At 69.3% G+C, this 15,821-nt stretch carries 16 protein-coding genes; 6 read left to right on the top strand and 10 right to left on the bottom strand.

Translation table 11 applies throughout. From position 1 onward, the window contains the following. Window positions 1-51: 51 nt before the first annotated feature. Complete coding sequence (locus FJV46_RS13260; protein WP_126130577.1) at window positions 52-369, bottom strand: hypothetical protein; 318 nt, start codon at window positions 367-369, stop codon at window positions 52-54. Window positions 370-488: 119 nt separating this feature from the next. Further along, a complete protein-coding gene (locus FJV46_RS13255) occupies window positions 489-773 on the bottom strand; it encodes a hypothetical protein (protein ID WP_087026849.1) in 285 nt (94 codons plus the stop codon). A gap of 279 nt (window positions 774-1,052) precedes the next feature. Here FJV46_RS13255 and FJV46_RS13250 point away from each other — a divergent pair, with 279 nt between their 5' ends. Next, window positions 1,053-1,502 carry a universal stress protein gene (locus FJV46_RS13250; RefSeq protein ID WP_087026852.1) on the top strand — a complete coding sequence of 150 codons (450 nt, stop codon included), beginning with the start codon at window positions 1,053-1,055 and terminating at the stop codon, window positions 1,500-1,502. A gap of 148 nt (window positions 1,503-1,650) precedes the next feature. Here FJV46_RS13250 and FJV46_RS13245 read toward each other — a convergent pair whose 3' ends face one another. Beyond that, window positions 1,651-2,502 (bottom strand): universal stress protein, encoded by an 852-nt coding sequence (locus FJV46_RS13245; RefSeq protein ID WP_087026855.1) that lies wholly within the window; start codon window positions 2,500-2,502, stop codon window positions 1,651-1,653. A 325-nt stretch (window positions 2,503-2,827) separates the two neighbouring features. On the opposite strand from FJV46_RS13245, the gene FJV46_RS13240 reads away from it, so the two are divergent. Further along, a complete protein-coding gene (locus FJV46_RS13240) occupies window positions 2,828-3,502 on the top strand; it encodes a response regulator (RefSeq protein ID WP_087026858.1) in 675 nt (224 codons plus the stop codon). Here the strand turns inward: FJV46_RS13240 and FJV46_RS13235 are convergent. Continuing rightward, the gene (locus FJV46_RS13235) at window positions 3,468-5,141 is read right to left on the bottom strand and encodes a GAF domain-containing sensor histidine kinase (protein WP_087026861.1); all 1,674 of its coding nucleotides are present in this window, start codon (window positions 5,139-5,141) and stop codon (window positions 3,468-3,470) included. The two genes, FJV46_RS13240 and FJV46_RS13235, sit on opposite strands and share 35 nt — an antisense overlap. Window positions 5,142-5,229: 88 nt before the next feature. Between FJV46_RS13235 and FJV46_RS13230 the strand changes: the two genes are divergently transcribed. Continuing rightward, window positions 5,230-5,679 carry a pyridoxamine 5'-phosphate oxidase family protein gene (locus tag FJV46_RS13230; protein WP_087026864.1) on the top strand — a complete coding sequence of 150 codons (450 nt, stop codon included), beginning with the start codon at window positions 5,230-5,232 and terminating at the stop codon, window positions 5,677-5,679. On the opposite strand, the gene FJV46_RS13225 is transcribed toward FJV46_RS13230, so the two are convergent. After that, window positions 5,609-6,469 carry a universal stress protein gene (locus FJV46_RS13225; protein WP_158250100.1) on the bottom strand — a complete coding sequence of 287 codons (861 nt, stop codon included), beginning with the start codon at window positions 6,467-6,469 and terminating at the stop codon, window positions 5,609-5,611. The two genes, FJV46_RS13230 and FJV46_RS13225, sit on opposite strands and share 71 nt — an antisense overlap. Window positions 6,470-6,746: 277 nt before the next feature. Between FJV46_RS13225 and FJV46_RS13220 the strand changes: the two genes are divergently transcribed. Continuing rightward, the gene (locus FJV46_RS13220) at window positions 6,747-7,196 is read left to right on the top strand and encodes a pyridoxamine 5'-phosphate oxidase family protein (RefSeq protein WP_087026868.1); all 450 of its coding nucleotides are present in this window, start codon (window positions 6,747-6,749) and stop codon (window positions 7,194-7,196) included. Window positions 7,197-7,241: 45 nt separating this feature from the next. Here FJV46_RS13220 and FJV46_RS13215 read toward each other — a convergent pair whose 3' ends face one another. From FJV46_RS13215 to FJV46_RS13200, 4 genes are all read right to left on the bottom strand, one after another. Then, complete coding sequence (locus FJV46_RS13215) at window positions 7,242-8,009, bottom strand: SCO1664 family protein (RefSeq protein WP_087026869.1); 768 nt, start codon at window positions 8,007-8,009, stop codon at window positions 7,242-7,244. Beyond that, the gene (locus FJV46_RS13210; protein ID WP_087026870.1) at window positions 8,009-8,548 is read right to left on the bottom strand and encodes a DUF3090 domain-containing protein; all 540 of its coding nucleotides are present in this window, start codon (window positions 8,546-8,548) and stop codon (window positions 8,009-8,011) included. The genes FJV46_RS13215 and FJV46_RS13210 overlap by 1 nt, the downstream gene beginning before the upstream one ends. A 15-nt stretch (window positions 8,549-8,563) precedes the next feature. Next, window positions 8,564-9,265 (bottom strand): histidine phosphatase family protein, encoded by a 702-nt coding sequence (locus FJV46_RS13205; RefSeq protein WP_087026871.1) that lies wholly within the window; start codon window positions 9,263-9,265, stop codon window positions 8,564-8,566. 115 nt (window positions 9,266-9,380) lie between these two features. Beyond that, window positions 9,381-11,780: an ATP-binding cassette domain-containing protein gene (locus FJV46_RS13200; protein WP_087026873.1), complete on the bottom strand. Its 2,400-nt coding sequence runs from the start codon at window positions 11,778-11,780 to the stop codon at window positions 9,381-9,383. Window positions 11,781-11,942: 162 nt separating this feature from the next. On the opposite strand from FJV46_RS13200, the gene FJV46_RS13195 reads away from it, so the two are divergent. Further along, window positions 11,943-12,602, top strand: coding sequence for a peptide deformylase (locus FJV46_RS13195; protein WP_197715713.1), 660 nt, complete (start codon window positions 11,943-11,945; stop codon window positions 12,600-12,602). A gap of 28 nt (window positions 12,603-12,630) precedes the next feature. Here FJV46_RS13195 and FJV46_RS13190 read toward each other — a convergent pair whose 3' ends face one another. After that, on the bottom strand, window positions 12,631-14,673 hold the full coding sequence (locus tag FJV46_RS13190; RefSeq protein ID WP_087026874.1) for a S9 family peptidase: 2,043 nt from the start codon (window positions 14,671-14,673) through the stop codon (window positions 12,631-12,633). 80 nt (window positions 14,674-14,753) lie between these two features. On the opposite strand from FJV46_RS13190, the gene FJV46_RS13185 reads away from it, so the two are divergent. Further along, window positions 14,754-15,593 carry a putative RNA methyltransferase gene (locus FJV46_RS13185; RefSeq protein ID WP_087026876.1) on the top strand — a complete coding sequence of 280 codons (840 nt, stop codon included), beginning with the start codon at window positions 14,754-14,756 and terminating at the stop codon, window positions 15,591-15,593. Window positions 15,594-15,821: the final 228 nt, after the last annotated feature.

The raw sequence follows: 15,821 nt of genomic DNA, 5'->3' as shown, positions 1-15,821 counted from the left end.
GGTCTGCTCCCGACGAGTCATCCTTTCCCGTCGTCGTTCCCGGAGAACGCCTCAGGGCTGCAGGTAATGCGGTGGCACCACCCGCAGGTTCAGTGGTGCGCAAGCCCCCATCGTCGTCGCGAGCCGGACGACGAAGGCCGTGGTGCTCACGTCGTCACGGATCGACTCCCAGGCCTGCGCCCCGCTGAGGTCGAGGACGACATCACTTCCAGGAGCCAGGGCGCCCGCCCGGCGGACCACCAGATCCAGCCCGTGCAGGTTCACCGACGTCATGCGGCCGTGGACGATGATCCGCACGGACCTCAGTTCGGTGTCAGCCGTGATGAGGACCTGGAGTTTCTGACCGACCGAGGACGGATGCTGTGCCATCGCGGCACCCCGGTCAGGACGGCGGACCGTCGGCGGAGTATCAGCGGGCGGGCCATCCGGCTGAACGCTGTCCCCGTCCAGCAGTGCGGACGAGGCCGTCTTCGGCGCGGCTGACGTGGTCATCGGTCCAGGGCTTCCACGGGCACACCGGGCTGCCCGGAAGTACCGGAGGGCGATGCCGAGCGCCCCAGCAACATCTCCGCTCGATGGCGTGCCCGGAGGAAGACCAGTTCGTCGCCCGTCAACCGGTGCTCTCCATGGGCGTCGGTGCTCAGCACCTCCCCGGTCGTCGACTCGACCCTGTTCACGAGGGTCCGGGGCAGGACGAGGCTCCCCGGATTGTGCAGCAACCACTGCCGGACAGCGGGATCGAGCGTGGGCCACAGAGTACTGATGGTCTTCATGGCGAGGGCCTTCCAGTCGGATCGGGCAGCCGCCCGACGCCGACCCCGTGAGGTGGTGCGACGACGAACGGTCTCCTCCTATTCCAGGTGATCGAGCGCACAACCGGCAGGGCCGAAGGTCCCTTTCCTGCGCGGTCGGTGGTTGCAGTGGCGGGAAGGACCCGGCGGTCCCGGCTCGTGCGAATCAGGACGAAAGACTCTGGAGTCAGTGCACGGGTGGACCGCATTGTCGGAGAGCACGATTCCTGCTTCCCGGACGATCCCATGAGGAGAAACACCATGAGCACTACACCCGCACCCGTGATCGTCGTCGGAGTCGACGGCTCCAAGCAGTCGATCGAGGCCCTCCGGTATGCCGAGAAGCTCGCCCCGGTGTTCGACGCGACCCTTCGCGTGATCGCGGCCTGGGACTACCCCGCCGAGTACCCGGGCTACGTACCCCTGGGGACCAGCGAGTTCGCCGACGCCGCCCGGATCCATCTCGACAAGGCCCTGGGTGATGCATTCGGGGAGAATCGGCCGGCCGGCCTGGAGAGCACGGTCGTGTTCGGCCATCCGGCGAAAGCCCTCGTCAGTGCCTCGGCCCATGCGTCCCTGCTGATCGTCGGCCGGCGCGGGCATGGAAGCTTCCGCGGTCTCCTCCTCGGTTCGGTCAGCGGCGCGTGCGTCGCCCACGCACCCTGTCCCGTTCTCGTGGTCCACGAAGCCGCGGACGAGTCGGACGCCTGACCTTTGGTCTCCGGGGTCCCCGGAATCCCCGGGGCCCAGGAGCCCGTCCGGACCGAATGCAGACCTGGAATTCGGACGCGGACACGGAACTCTTTTCGGTCGCCCCTCCCCGAGGACGTGCAGGGGCTCGCGGGACGCACCGGTCCGGCTATCGCACGACGACTACATTCCCCTCGGCGTGCTGCAGGACGGCGTGCACGGTGGACCCCAGTCGCGCACCCAGGGTGTTGTTCCCCTTGGCGCCGAGGACCACACAGGCGGCGGCGTGGGCGCGCTGGACGATGAGACCCGGAACGGAGGACGCGACGGCGGACTCTCGGGTGACGACGACGCCGGGAAACTCGAGCGGCACGTCGGGGGCGTCGTCCGCCGCGGCCTGCGCGCGCCCCCTGGAGCCGCGTCCGCGCTGGGCCTGCCGGACGTGCAGCAGGTGCACGGATTTCCGGAGGGTCGCCGCGATCTCCCCCGCCACGCCCACGGCCCGCTCGCTCTCGGGCGAGCCGTCGACACCGACGACGATCACATCGTGGACGGGCCGGGCATCGCGCACGACGACGACCGGGCAGGATGCGCTCGCTGCAAGATGGAAGCTCACCGATCCGATCAGCAGTCCGGCGAACCCGCCGAGGCCTCGGGTTCCCACGACGAGCAGGGACGCCCCGGCCGAGAGCCGGGACAGCATTCCGGCGGGGAATCCGATGATCAGGTGCGTGCGCACCTGAAGCCCCGGTTCGGCGCCGACGGCGAGATCATGTCCCTCTGCGACGATGCGTCGTGCTTCCCGACGCAGCCCACTGTCTTCGATCCCGGCAACGGGCCCCAACTTCTCCGTGAAGTACGGCCAGATCCAGGCGTGGACGACGACGAGCGGCGCGTCAGCCACGGCCGCGTAGCGGGCCGCCCACAGGATCGCCTTCCGTGCATCGTCCGAACCGTCGTATCCGACGATGATGGGCTTCCGCTGGACATCCCGGGTCGGTTCGCCTGTTCCCGACGTCATGCCGGTTCCGTCCCGCGCCGGGCAGGAGCGGCGCCGGCAGGCCGTCCGTCGGCTCGGGCGACGGCGGCCGCGCGGGTAGCGCGACGCACGACGTGGCGGGGTGGTCGACAGCGCGTGATGATCATGTGCATGCTCCTGCTCCTCGGTCCTGTGAGTCGTGCGTTTTCATCGTGCCGCCCGCGGGCGACTATCGCGTAGGGCCGAAAGGCCCAATCGACCTTCGGGCCTTTGGACCCTGCCGCAGCGGGGCAGGACGCGTGATGATGGTTCTGGTGCGGCATGCGCGCAGCCGGCGACAGCCGGCAACCCACGAGTCGGAGGATCAATGATGGACATCGTCGACGCCCCCGCCGGAGCTCAGCGGCTGACGGTGTTCGTGCTGGACGATCACGAACTGGTGCGACGCGGACTGCGGGAGCTGCTCGAGGGCGAGGGATTCGCGGTGATCGGGGAATCCGGGTCTGCCGAGGAGGCCACCCGGCGGATCCCGGCGCTGGCCCCGGACGTCTCGATCCTCGACGCCAGGCTGCCCGATGGCACCGGCATCGAGGTGTGCAGGGACGTCCGGTCGGTCGACCCGTCCCTGGCCTGCGTGGTCCTCACGAGCTACGACGACGATCAGGCGTTGCGGGGGGCTGTGCTCGCAGGTGCTGCAGGCTACATCCTCAAGGAGATCCTCGGGTCCGATCTGATCGACAAGGTGCGCCGCGCGGCGTCGGGAGAATCGCTGTTCGACGCCGCCGTGAAGGAGCGCATCCTTGCCGGTCTGCGGGATACGCCCGTCGAGGACCCGCGACTGGCCGGTCTGACGAGCCAGGAGAAGAAAGTCCTCGCTCTCATCGGCGCGGGCCTGACCAACCGGGAGATCGGTGCCGAGCTGTTCCTCGCGGAGAAGACCGTGAAGAACTACGTGTCGGCGCTGCTGGCGAAGCTGGGCTTCCAGCGGCGCACGCAGGCTGCCGTCTTCATCTCGCGATCGGTGAGCCCGTCGTCGCCGTAGCAGGCAGCGGGATCTCGAGGCGGACGGTGGTACCCCCACCGAGTGTGCTCGTGATCGAAAGGGACCCGCCGCAGAGCTCGGCGCGGCGTTTCATGTTCTCCAGGCCACTCCTGCGGCTGGAGCCCTCGAAACCACGGCCGTCGTCGGCGATCTCGAGGACCAGGCGGTCCCCGGCAGCGCGCATCGTCACGGTGATCGCACGGGCCTCCGCATGTCGTAACGCGTTGGAGAGCCCCTCCAGGAGCACGGCGCGCACGTGATCGGCCTGTTCGCCGTCGACCGCGGTGTCCAGCGGGCCGGAGAGCTGCAGAACGGGTGCGAGTTCGTGGCCGTCGAAGGCATCGGCAACGAGCGCGAAGACGGTGGAGGTGAACGTCGGGGTGATCTGCGGAACCGAGCGGAGCGAGTAGATCGTGTCCCGTAGCTCCTTGATGGTGGCGTCGAGTTCCGTCGTGATCGCGGTGATGCGGCCCAGCGCGTCGGTATTGGGCGTGTATTTCCTCAGGCTCTGGATGCTGAGGCCGGCAGCGAACAGCCGTTGGATCACCAGGTCGTGCAGGTCGCGTGCAATCCTGTCACGGTCGCCGAACACTGCTTCCTGTTCCTGCTGCCGGTGGACCCTGACCAGTTCCAGGGCCAGGGACACGTGCGATGCGAAGGTGCGCATCATCTCGTGATCGACGTCGGAGAACACGGATGCACCCGGCGGACGCCCGACGAGGAGGAAGCGTCGGTCGCCCTCGCCGGGCAGTCTGCAGCACAGGGCCGCTCCGATGGAGCGTCCTGCGCCCGGAAGCACCACGGCCACATCATCCTCGTCGAGGAGTATCGGGGCCAGGGACGTGGGGAGCCTCTCCGGCAGTGTGCTGCTGTGGCTCTGCCGGCCGATCATGACCTCGACGTCGATACCGTCCGCGGCTTCGCAGATCACGTCCCGCTCGGTACCGAATTCCCTGAGGACGGCCGACATGATGCTCTGCGAGGCGGTGAGGGCATGGGTCGAGAGGATCTCGAGGTCGTCGCGGTCCCGCCCCTGGCGACCGAGCAGTTCCCGCACCGCGTTGAGCCCGCCCTCCAGCCACCTGGTCCGGCGGGTTGCTTCATCGAAGAGGCGCGAGTTCTCGATCGCCACACCCGCCGCTGATGCCAGCGAGACCACGAGTTGCTCGTCGGCATCGGAGAAGTCCGCTCCCCCGTTCTTCTCCGTCAGATACAGATTGCCGAAGACCCGCCCGTGGATCCGGATCGGAACCCCGAGGAACGACGTCATCTGCGGATGGTGCGCCGGGAATCCGTAAGCGAGGGGGTGCTCACGCAGGTCCGAGAGGCGCACGGGCCGGGGTTCGGTGATGAGCAGCCCCAGCACGCCGTGCCCCGTGGGCAGCGGCCCGATCCGGCGGATCTCGTCCTCCTCCAGGCCGACGGTGATGAAGTGACTGAGCCGCCTGTCCCCACCGATGACCCCGAGGGCACCGTAGCGTGCGTCGACGAGCTGGCACGCGGCGGCGATGACGCGCTCCAGGACGGTGTCCAGGCCGAGGTCGTCCGCGATGGCGGCGAAGGCGGCCAGGAGGTGCTCCACTCCCGCCAGCGGCCGTCCGTCCGATCCCCGGGGCAGCTCGTCCGGGTACGTGACCATGTGCTCTCCCCCTTCTGGTCCCCGTGGCGGTCCGCATCAGGGTCCAAGGGCCCTGGTGGTCGGACCCACCACTTCATAGTGTCCAGATATGGAAGCAGAGACTACACCCACGAATATCCTTGCAGTCCACGAGTGCTGGAGATTGCTGCGTGACGTCCCCTTCGGTCGCCTGGCGCTGTGCGTCCAGGGCGAACCCGAGATCTTCCCGGTGAACTTCGTGGTGGATCACGCTTCGATCGTCTTCCGCACCTCGGAAGGAACGAAGTCCCGCTCCGCCGAGCGGGCGGCCGTCGCGTTCGAGGCCGATGGTCTTCTGCAGGACGGTGCCCGGGTCTGGAGCGTCGTGGTGAAGGGCCACGCCTCGACGATCGACCGGACGCCCGAGCTCATGGACACCGTGCAGTTGCCCCTGCACCCCTGGGAGGCGGGACGGAAGGACCGGTTCATGCGGCTGGTTCCCGTCATGATCAGTGGGCGCTCCTTCTCACCGTCTCCCGCGCCGGTCCCCCGGCAGACGGCCCGGGCTCGCGACGAGTGAAGACGAGGGTCGGGCACGGAGGGTCCAGGAGCAGCGTATGGGTCACCGTCCCCAGGCCCCTGATCGAGCGGGCTCCCTTGCCATGGCGACCGATCACCAGCAGGGCCGCGCCGCGGCCGAGCAGTGCGAGCGCGGAGAGTGGAGTGCGGAGATCGTCCACGACCCAGCGCACCGGCAGAGCGGGATGACGCCGCGTGACGTCACGCAGCATCGTCGACGCGCCGACCTTCATCCGCTCGGGCGGGGACCCCAGGACGGTCACGGCGGTCAGCACGGTTCCTGCGGCGTCGGCCTCATCCGCAGCCCGGGCGAGGGTGGCACGGGACACCTCGGAGCCGTCCGCACCCACGACGACTCCTCGCCGGTCCCCTCCTGCCACGGAGTACTCCTGTCCTGCCGGGACGACGACCACCGGAGCGCTCGCATTCAGCGCCACCTGTACCGCGACGGAGCCGGCGAAGGCCCCGCTGACAGGATCCCTCCGGTCGGCGCCGATGACGAGCAGGGGCGCGGCTGCGGACATGCCCAGCAACGCCTCGGTGATCTCACCGCAGTGCAGGTACGTTCCGATGTGCAGGCCGGGGTAGCGGCGCCTGATCCGCTCCGCTTCACGGGTGACGAGCTCCCGGCCCGCCATGACCTCGTCCTCGTAGGACGTTCCGGGTGCCACGAGAGAAGGATCGGCGACGGCGTGCAGCAGCGTGAGCGGAACCGCGAAGTGTGCGGCCCGCTGGGCAGCCCACTCGACGGTGTGCCTGTCCGTCGCCGCATCGCGCAGCGCAACGAGCATCGGCTCCTGGGGCTGCCCGGCGGACGATGACGTGGAGCGTGGCAGGACCGTCTGCACCGGCCCCCCCGTTCTGGACTGACGAGACTCCACACGACTCCTTCCGCTGCGACAACCGTGCTGTCCAGCTCCACGATGCCGGAGGGAGGGACGGCGGATCAGGGCCTTTGGACCCTGATCCGTGTGCGGAACTCCCCGTAGCGTCGACCTCGGGCGACGCACGGCGGAGCACCGCGAACAGAGGAGGGCTTGAGCCCACTTCCCGACGAAGGACGGCACCATGACTCCACCACCTCGGCAGGACGCCTACTGGGAGACACCGGGCGCGCTGCACGCCTCGGATCCCCTCACGCCCAGCCAGTGCTGGGCACTGGCGACGACGCAGTCCGTGGGACGGCTGGGATTCTTCCGTGAAGGCCTGCTGGACATCTTCCCGGTCAACTTCTTCGTGCTCGACGAGCGCGTGTACTTCAGGACACGCGCGGACGGCGTCATCGCGACCAGTCACCTCGAGCACGCGGCCTTCCAGATCGACCACACGGACGCGACCACACAGAGCGGATGGACCATCCTCGTGAATGGACCCGCGATTCGGGTCGACGACCCCGACACACTGACCATCCTCTGGGGCAAGGCCGCCGAGGAACCGTGGGCGCCGGGGCTGCGCGATCTGTTCTTCGAACTCACGGCTGTCCAGGTGCGCGGACGGCGTCTTCGGACCGCGCGCTGACTCCGTCTGATCAGGGGCGTCGCAGCAGGCGGTGGCTCCCCCGGCTCAGAACAGCGGCCAGGGCACCGCTGACATCTCACCGCTCGGGGCGGGGAATCGACCCGACGCGCACAGCGCCGTGCAGCGGGCCGACAGCGCGGCGAGTTCGTCCGCGGTGATGAGGCCCGTCAGGGCCCGGCCGAGTTCGGCCTCCAGACCATGGAGGACGCGCTCGACTCCCTCGAGCTCCTCCGCGGTGAGCGGGTCTCCCACCCACCCCCACAGCACCGTGCGCAGCTTGTGGTCCTCGTGGAAGGTGATCCCGTGATCCACGCCGTACCGATGTCCGCCCTGCAGGGTGAGGATGTGGTCGCCCTTCCGGTCGGCGTTGTTGACGACGACGTCGAACACCGCCATGCGCCTCAGCGCCGGGGAATCCTCGTGCAGCAGCACCACTGTTCTCCCGCTCTGGTCCTGCCCCTCGAGGACGTGCTTCCATCCCGTCCCGGGCACCTCGTCCGCCGTGACGAGGTCGACGGCGCGCTGGGCGGGGTCCTGCTCCTGCCACAGCTGCACCATGCCCTCACCGAAAGGGCCGTCGCGCAGCCACGTGCGCGGCACGATGTTCCAGCCGAGGGTCTCGGAGACCAGATAGGCCGCCACCTCGCGGTGCGCCAGGAAGCCGTCCGGGAAGTCCCACAGTGGCTTCTCGCCGCGGATCGGCTTATACACGACGGCCTCACCGCCGATGCTGCCCAGGAACGTCGCGTTCGACGCCGTCGTGATGCGGCCGGTGAGCGTCAGCTCGGCGGTCATGAGATCGGGCGCGGGCATCAGACCTCGGGGAGAAGGCAGATGTGGCCGTCGGGGTCGATCGGCTGACCGCAGAGCGAGCAGATCGGCCGCCCGGCGCCCACGACCTCGCGCGTGCGCTGGGCGAAAGCACGGGCGGTCCCGACGGGCATCCGCACCAGAAGCATCTCGGGAGCGTCGTCCTCGGGCTCGTCATCCGGGCCCTCCGCATCGGACAGCGGATACGCCTCGACGACGACCTGCGCCGTCGTCGGGTCCCACCCGAGGCTCATGGCCCCGGTGCGGAACTGCTCCTCGACGGTGTCGAGCTGGTCGTTGTCGACGAGCTCGATCGGCGTGCCCGTGGGGATGCTGAAGGGATTGCCGTCGAGGGCGATCAGCTGATCGAGGATCTCGTCGATCTTCTCCGCGAGCAGCGCCGACTGCTGCTTCTCCATCGCGATACTCACGATCTGCTTCCCGGTGCGGACCTGGAGGTAGAAGGTGCGCTCCCCCGGACGGCCGATGGTGCCGACGACAACCCGGTCGGGCCAGGTGAACTCGTGAACGATTGTAGGCATGCAGCTATTTTAGGCTCATCGGATGTGCGGCGCCTGCTGACCCGCGCCACCTCCCACCGGTGCGTCTCCGGACGGGATGTCGCTCGACAGCCAGGACAGGTCTCCGGCCTCGGTATTCATGGCATGGACTCCGGTCCGGGCCGTGCCGTAGCGCACGATCGACACGGAGGCGGGACCCACCGCGATGCGCTGGAACAGGTCGAGGTGCATACCGAGCGCATCCGCGAGGATCGACTTGATGATGTCGCCATGGCTCACGGCCACCCAGACGGCGCCGGGTCCGTGCTCGGCCTCGAAGGCAGCATCCAGGCGGCGGACAGCGGCGACGGACCGCGCCTGCATCCCAGCCATCGACTCCCCGCCCGGAAAGACGACGGCTGACGGCTGCGACTGCACGACCTGCCAGAGCGGTTCGCTCGCGAGTTCGCTGAGCAGGCGGCCCTGCCACCGGCCGTAATCGCACTCCGTGACGTCCGGTTCGGTCGACATGACCGGGGCAGCCGACTGACGATCGAGGATGAACTGCGAGGTCTCCCGACACCGTTGCAGCGGACTCGACACGACCCCCACCAGGGGAACGGCGGCGAGCCGCTCGCCGGTCGCCGCCGCCTGATCACGGCCGGTCTCGTCGAGGCCTACGCCGGCCGTCCGCCCGGCCAGGAGCCCGGTCGCATTCGCTGTGGTGCGTCCGTGCCGCACGAGGATGAGAGTCGCCATCCCTCCACCCTAGCCATCCGTGGCACCCCGGCGTCCCGGGGGTCACCCGACGCGGACCGGGGACAGCGCGATCGGCCCAGGTTCCAGGGCATTCCAGGGCTCGCGGACCGCCGGGTCAACCGCCCACGTACTCCGCCAGGTGACGGGCCGTCAGGGTCGATCGGCCGGCGACGAGCTCCTCCGGCGTGCCCTCGAACACGATCCGCCCGCCGTCGTGACCGGCACCGGGACCGATGTCGATGATCCAGTCCGCGTGCGCCATGACCGCCTGGTGGTGCTCGATGACGATGACGGACTTCCCGGCGTCCACCAGGCGGTCCAGCAGGCCCAGCAGGTTCTCGACGTCGGCGAGGTGGAGCCCTGCTGTCGGCTCGTCCAGCACCAGGATGCCGCCCTTCTCCCCCATATGGGTGGCGAGCTTCAGGCGCTGGCGTTCGCCGCCGGACAGCGTGGTGAGCGGCTGGCCCAGGCTCACGTACCCGAGTCCGACGTCGGACAGCCGGCTGAGGATGGCGTGCGCGGCCGGGACCTTCGCATCGCCCGCGCCGAAGAAGCCGGCCGCCTCTGTCACCGGCATCGACAGCACCTCGCTGATGTTCTTCCCACCGAGCGTGTACTCGAGCACCTCCGCCAGAAAGCGCTTGCCGCCACAGACCTCGCACGTGGTCGCAACGCCCGCCATCATCGCCAGGTCCGTGAAGATCACCCCCGCTCCGTTGCAGGTGGGGCACGCGCCTGCCGAATTGGCACTGAAGAGGGCGGGCTTGACGCCGTTGGCCTTCGCGAAGGCCTTGCGGATGGGCTCCAGCATGCCGGTGTACGTCGCGGGATTGCTGCGGCGGGAGCCCTTGATGGCCGTCTGGTCCACCGCGACGACGCCGTCGCGCCCGGAGACCGAGCCGTGGATGAGGGAGCTCTTCCCCGACCCCGCGACACCTGTGACGACGCACAGCACACCAAGGGGGAGGTCGACGTCGACGTCCTGCACGTTGTGGGAGGTCGCTCCCCTGATCTCCAGCACTCCTGTCGGCGAGCGCAGGCCGCTCTTGAGCACCGCACGATCGTCGAGGTGCCGGCCCGTGAGGGTGCCGCTGCTGCGCAGCCCCTCCACCGTGCCCTCGAAACAGACCGTACCTCCGGCGGTGCCGGCACCCGGCCCGAGGTCGACCGCATGATCGGCGATCCCGATCAGCTCGGGTTTGTGCTCCACCACGAGCACGGTGTTGCCCTTGTCGCGAAGCCGCAGCAGGAGGTAGTTCATGCGTTGGATGTCGTGCGGGTGCAGACCGATCGTCGGCTCGTCGAACACGTAGGTGATGTCGGTGAGCGAGGAGCCGAGGTGGCGGATCATCTTGGTCCGCTGCGACTCACCGCCGGACAGGGTCCCGGACGGCCGGTCGAGGCTGAGGTAGCCCAGTCCGATCTCGACGAAGGAGTCGAGGGTCTCCCCCAGTGCCGTCAGGAGGGGCGCGACGGACGGCTCGGCCAGGCCGCGCACCCAGGTGGCGAGGTCGCTGATCTGCATCCGGCACGCGTCGGCGATGCTCACGCCGTCGATTTTGGAGGACCGTGCCGCGTCGCTGAGGCGGGTGCCGTCGCACTCCGGGCAGGTGGTGAACGTGACGGCGCGGTCCACGAACGCCCGGATGTGTGGCTGCATGGACTCGCGGTCCTTTGCTAGCATCGACTTCTGGATCTTGGGGACGAGGCCCTCGTAGGTGATGTTGATGCCGTCGACCTTGATCTTGGTCGGTTCCTTGTAGAGGAGGTCCTGCAGTTCGCGCTCCGTGAAGTCCCGGATCGGCGTGTCCGCGTCGAAGTATCCGCACCCGCCGAAAATCCGCCCGTACCAGCCCTCCATGCTGTAGCCGGGGATGGTGAGCGCACCCGCGTTGAGGGACTTCGTCTCGTCGTAGAGCTGGGTGAGGTCGATGTCGGTCACCGAGCCCATGCCCTCGCACCGCGGGCACATGCCGCCGGTGATCATGAAGCTGCGACGTTCCTTGACCGTGGTGCCGCCGCGCTCGATGGTCACCGCTCCCGCACCGCTGATGGACGCCACGTTGAAGGAGAAGGCCTGCGGCGACCCGATGTGCGGCCTGCCGAGGCGGGAGAAGACGATCCTCAGCATCGCGTTGACGTCGGTCGCCGTGCCGACGGTGGAGCGGGGATTGGCTCCCATGCGCTCCTGGTCCACGATGATCGCCGTCGTCAGCCCCTCCAGCACGTCGACGTCGGGCCGCGCGAGTGTGGGCATGAAGCCCTGCAGGAAGGCGCTGTAGGTCTCGTTGATCATGCGCTGGGACTCCGCGGCGATGGTGTCGAAGACGAGAGAGCTCTTGCCCGACCCGGAGACTCCCGTGAAGACCGTCAGCCTTCGCTTGGGGATGTCGATCGTGACGTCCTTCAGATTGTTCTCCCGCGCGCCCCGCACCCTGATGAGATCGTGGTGGTCGGCGGCGTGCCCGCGCGTCCGGCCCGCCTCCTGCTGGTCGTTCGCCGTGGCCGTGCTCATCGCGTCTCCCTCGTGACTGTCGCTCGGCGGCCCGTCCCGCCCGTTCCCTGCCCTCACGTCATCGACCCGTCCAGGATCGGCTCGTCCGATTGTCCAGCGTCGCGGGCCCACCGGCAATGGCGCCGCACCCGGACCTGTCCGCGATTGTGGTTGTGTGGAGGCATGAGCATCTCGGATCACCACCCCCGACACGGCAGCGCGCGACTGTCCGCCGATGCGATGGTCGACCTCGTCGAGACCGTCATCGCGGGGGACCTGCCGCCGATCGTGACGGCAGGACACCCGGTCCTGCGGACCCCCGCGCAGGAGTTCGACGGACAGCTCGACGACGACCTCCTCGGGCGGCTGATCGCCTGTATGCGGAGCGTGATGCATGCTGCTCCCGGCGTCGGACTGGCGGGGCCGCAGATCGCCGTCCCCCTGAGGATCGCGGTCCTCGAGGACCAGGGGGCCGGGGACGACGCCGTGGCCGCTGCGCGCTCCCGCCGCCCCCTCCCCTTCACGGCGCTCGTCAATCCGAGCTACCGGGCCTCCGGCGATGCGATGGCTGCCTTCTACGAGGGCTGCCTCTCCGTGCCGGGCTATCAGGCCGTCGTCGAGCGACATCACGCCGTCGAGGCCACCTACACGCAGCCGGACGGCGTCAGCGCCACACGGATCTTCGAGGGCTGGCCGGCGCGCATCGTCCAGCACGAGACCGATCACCTGAACGGGCGCCTCTACCTGGACCGGGCGCTGCTGCGCTCCCTGTCCGCCGACCGGGAGCACGGGCGCTGGGCCCAGCCGACCGTCGAGGAGGCGCGGCGCGGCCTGGGCTTCTGATCCGCCGCGCCTCCCGGCCGCACGCCTGCTACCGGACCGACGGGTCCGACGGGTTGGCCGCCGTCGGCAGGTACCGCGCCCACCAGCGCAGGATGTGCTCGAACCGCTGCCTGCGGTGCCAGGGGGAGCCGGAGCGTGAGAGCTCGTGCGTCTCGCCCGGGAAGACCAGCAGCTCGGTCTCGACGCCCTGCTTCTTGAGCGCCGTGTAGTACCGCTGGGCCTGCTCGATGGGGCAGCGCAGATCCTCCTCCGAATGGATCACGAAGGCCGGCGTGCGTACGTCGCCGATCTTCGCGAACGGGTTCTGTGCCTGAACATGTGCAGGGTCGGTGCCGGTGTACTCCTCAGAGAAGAACCAGCCGATGTCGGAGGAACCCACGAAGGACGGCGGATCGAGGTACCCGCGCTCCACGATGGCCGCCCGGAAGCGGTGGTCGTGCGCGATGGTCCACGCCGTCAGGTAGCCGCCGTAGGAACCACCCATGACGCCCAGCCGGTCGCCGTCCATGGCGTCGAACTCGGCGACGGCGCCGTCCAGGTAGGCCAGCACGTCGTCGAGGTCCACCGTGCCCATCGCCTCCTTGATGACCCGCCCGTGGGCCTGGCCGTACCCGGCGGCGCCACGGGGATTGCACAGCAGCACGGCGTAGCCCGCGGCAGCGTACACCTGGGCCTCGTCGAAGTAGCCCCAGCCGTACTGTGCGAAGGGCCCACCGTGGATGACCAGCAGGACAGGGTGCGGTCCCTCTCCCTCGGGCAGGACGACCCAGCCGTGGACGGGGGTGCCGTCCGGTGCCGGATAGGTGCGCTCCTGGGGCTCCCCGACGCGGGTCTCCGCGCGGAGGCCGGCCGAGAAGTCGGAGAGAGTCCGGAGCCCGGCATCCTCGACCACGGCGATGTCGCCCGAGGTCGAGGGGCCGGTGTAGGACACCACGACGGCGTCACCGGCCGTGTCCGCCCCGGTGACGACCGTGGCGCCCGTGACCAGGACCTCGGTCTCCCCCGTGGACGAGATCCTCAGCAGCTCGCCCGCGCCGCGGGTCCGGTTGAAGGCGAGGACCGCGTCCGGTCCGGCCGCCACGAGGTCCTGCACGTCACCGAAGTCCACCGTCTCGGGGTCGCTGAGCCTGCGCACAGTGGTCGGGTCGTGGAGATCCAGCACGTAGAGGGCCGTGTTGCGTGCTACGAAGTCGAGCCCGGACGCCGAGAGATCGGAGGCGAGGAAGAAGACGGAGGTTCCGTCGGTGCTCGGGCGGGGTGACCCGCAACCGAGCAGCGTGGTCCCGCCCTGGTTCGTGAGCTGTCGGTGGCCGCCGCCGTCCAGCGCGATCGAGTGGATATCGGAGACCAGCGTCACATCGGCGTCCTCGCCCAGCGCCGCCGTGAAGAGGATGCGCTGTCCGTCGGCGGAGAAGGTCGGCTCCAGGTGGTCGGCGTCCGCCGCCGTCACCTGCGTGGCGCGTGGGACGGCTCCCTGCTCCTCGAGCTCACCCGGCCCCGCGACGGATGTCTCCTTCATACGGCCCACCGGGCTGATGAAGGGCTCGTCGTCGAGATCCGGGATCGCGACGGTGAAGACCTGCGACCTTTTGTCCGTCGTGTACCCGAGCCCGTTCATGCGGTACTTGTACTGGGTGACGAGCCGGGGATCCTCGAGCCCGGGGCCCACGCCGTCGATGGTCCCGTACCGCCCGTGCTCGGGTACGCGGGCCGCGAAGACGACGGTGGAGGAATCCGGCGAGATATCGAAGTGGGCGACGCCGAGGGGTTGGTCCGTGAGCTGGACCGGCTCCCCGCCCGTGGCACGCATGGCGAAGAGCTGTGGCTTTCCGGCCGGCGCGGCGCGCAGGAACACGAGGAGGCTGCCGTCGGGCGCGAAGCGGGGCGAGGTGTCCCGGAAGCCGCGCGTGAGCCGCCGCCGTCCGCCGTCGAGCGTCAGCTCCCACAGCTGGCCGACATAGCTGTCGGCACGGAGATCGGGACGGGTGGCGGCGACGACGAGACGGGAACCGTCCGGATGGAGGGTCGGTGCGCCCGTGGTGGTCAGGAGTTCGATCTGGTCTGGTTTCACCCTCCCGATCAGACCCGAAACAGTGGCCTGAGTCAACGGTGGGCGGAGGGACGATCGCCAGGGATCCCTAGGATGGGACGATGCCCGCCCTTCCCCGCGCCGCCCTCACCTGCCCCGTCTGCTCGGCGACCCTGGGACTGGAGGGGCGCAACCTCGCCTGCGGGCGGGGGCATCGCTTCGATGCGGCGCGCCAGGGCTACGTGAACCTGCTGACAGGTAAGGGCTCCCCGTTCGACGGCGATACACCGGAGATGGTCGAGGCCCGCGAGGAGTTCCTCGGATCCGGTCAGTACGCGCCACTGCGCGAGGCGGTCGTCGCCGCGGCCGTCCGCCACGCACCGCAGCGCGGCCTCGTCCTCGACGCCGGTGCGGGTACGGGCTACTACCTCGCGGGCCTGGCGGCGGAGCTGCCGGACCTCTTCCCGATCGCCCTCGACGTCTCGAAGGTCGCCCTGAGACGTGCTGCACGGCGCCTACCCGAGGGTGTCAGCGTGGTGTGGGACATCTGGCGCCCACTGCCGCTGGCCGATGCCACGGTGGATGTCCTCCTGAACATCTTCGCGCCGCGTAACGCCGCGGAGTTTGTGCGGGTACTCGCGCCGGGCGGTTGCATCATCGTGGTGACGCCCCGGCCGGGACACCTCGCGGGACTCGACGCCGTGGGACCCCTGCTGTCCGTGCCGCCGCAGAAGGCCGACGACGTTCTCGCGGCCTTCGACGGCCGCCTCACGGAGCTCGAGCGGACGGACATCGACTACACCATGTCCCTGCCGTTCGCGCTGGCGCGGTCGGCGCTCGTGATGGGTCCGGCGGCGCGGCACACGGCGGCGACCGGTGTCGGCGTCGACCTCGACCATGGAGGAGACACGCCGCTCGAGGTCGACGCCCGCTTCACTCTCCAGGTCCTCACGCGGATGTGACGGGAGCGGGCCGTTTCCTGCCGGTACGCCCACCCGCGGCCGGCTGCGCAACCACCCTGCAGCCAGCCCGCAACCACTCCGCAGCCACCTGTATACTTAGGTGTTTACCCGGTGCTCTGCAGGAACATTCCTGCGACCCTGGGTGTTGTACAGACGACTTCCCCCGCGCCCGGTCGCGGGAGGCACAGCACAAGAGCGGCAAGAAACCCTCGTTCGTCGAGGGTCACG

It is taken from the genome of Arthrobacter agilis (assembly GCF_006494655.1).
Classification (GTDB): Bacteria; Actinomycetota; Actinomycetes; order Actinomycetales; family Micrococcaceae; genus Arthrobacter_D; species Arthrobacter_D agilis.
Note: the sequence above shows the minus strand (reverse complement) of the source record. Positions and strands in the feature narration are given on the sequence as shown.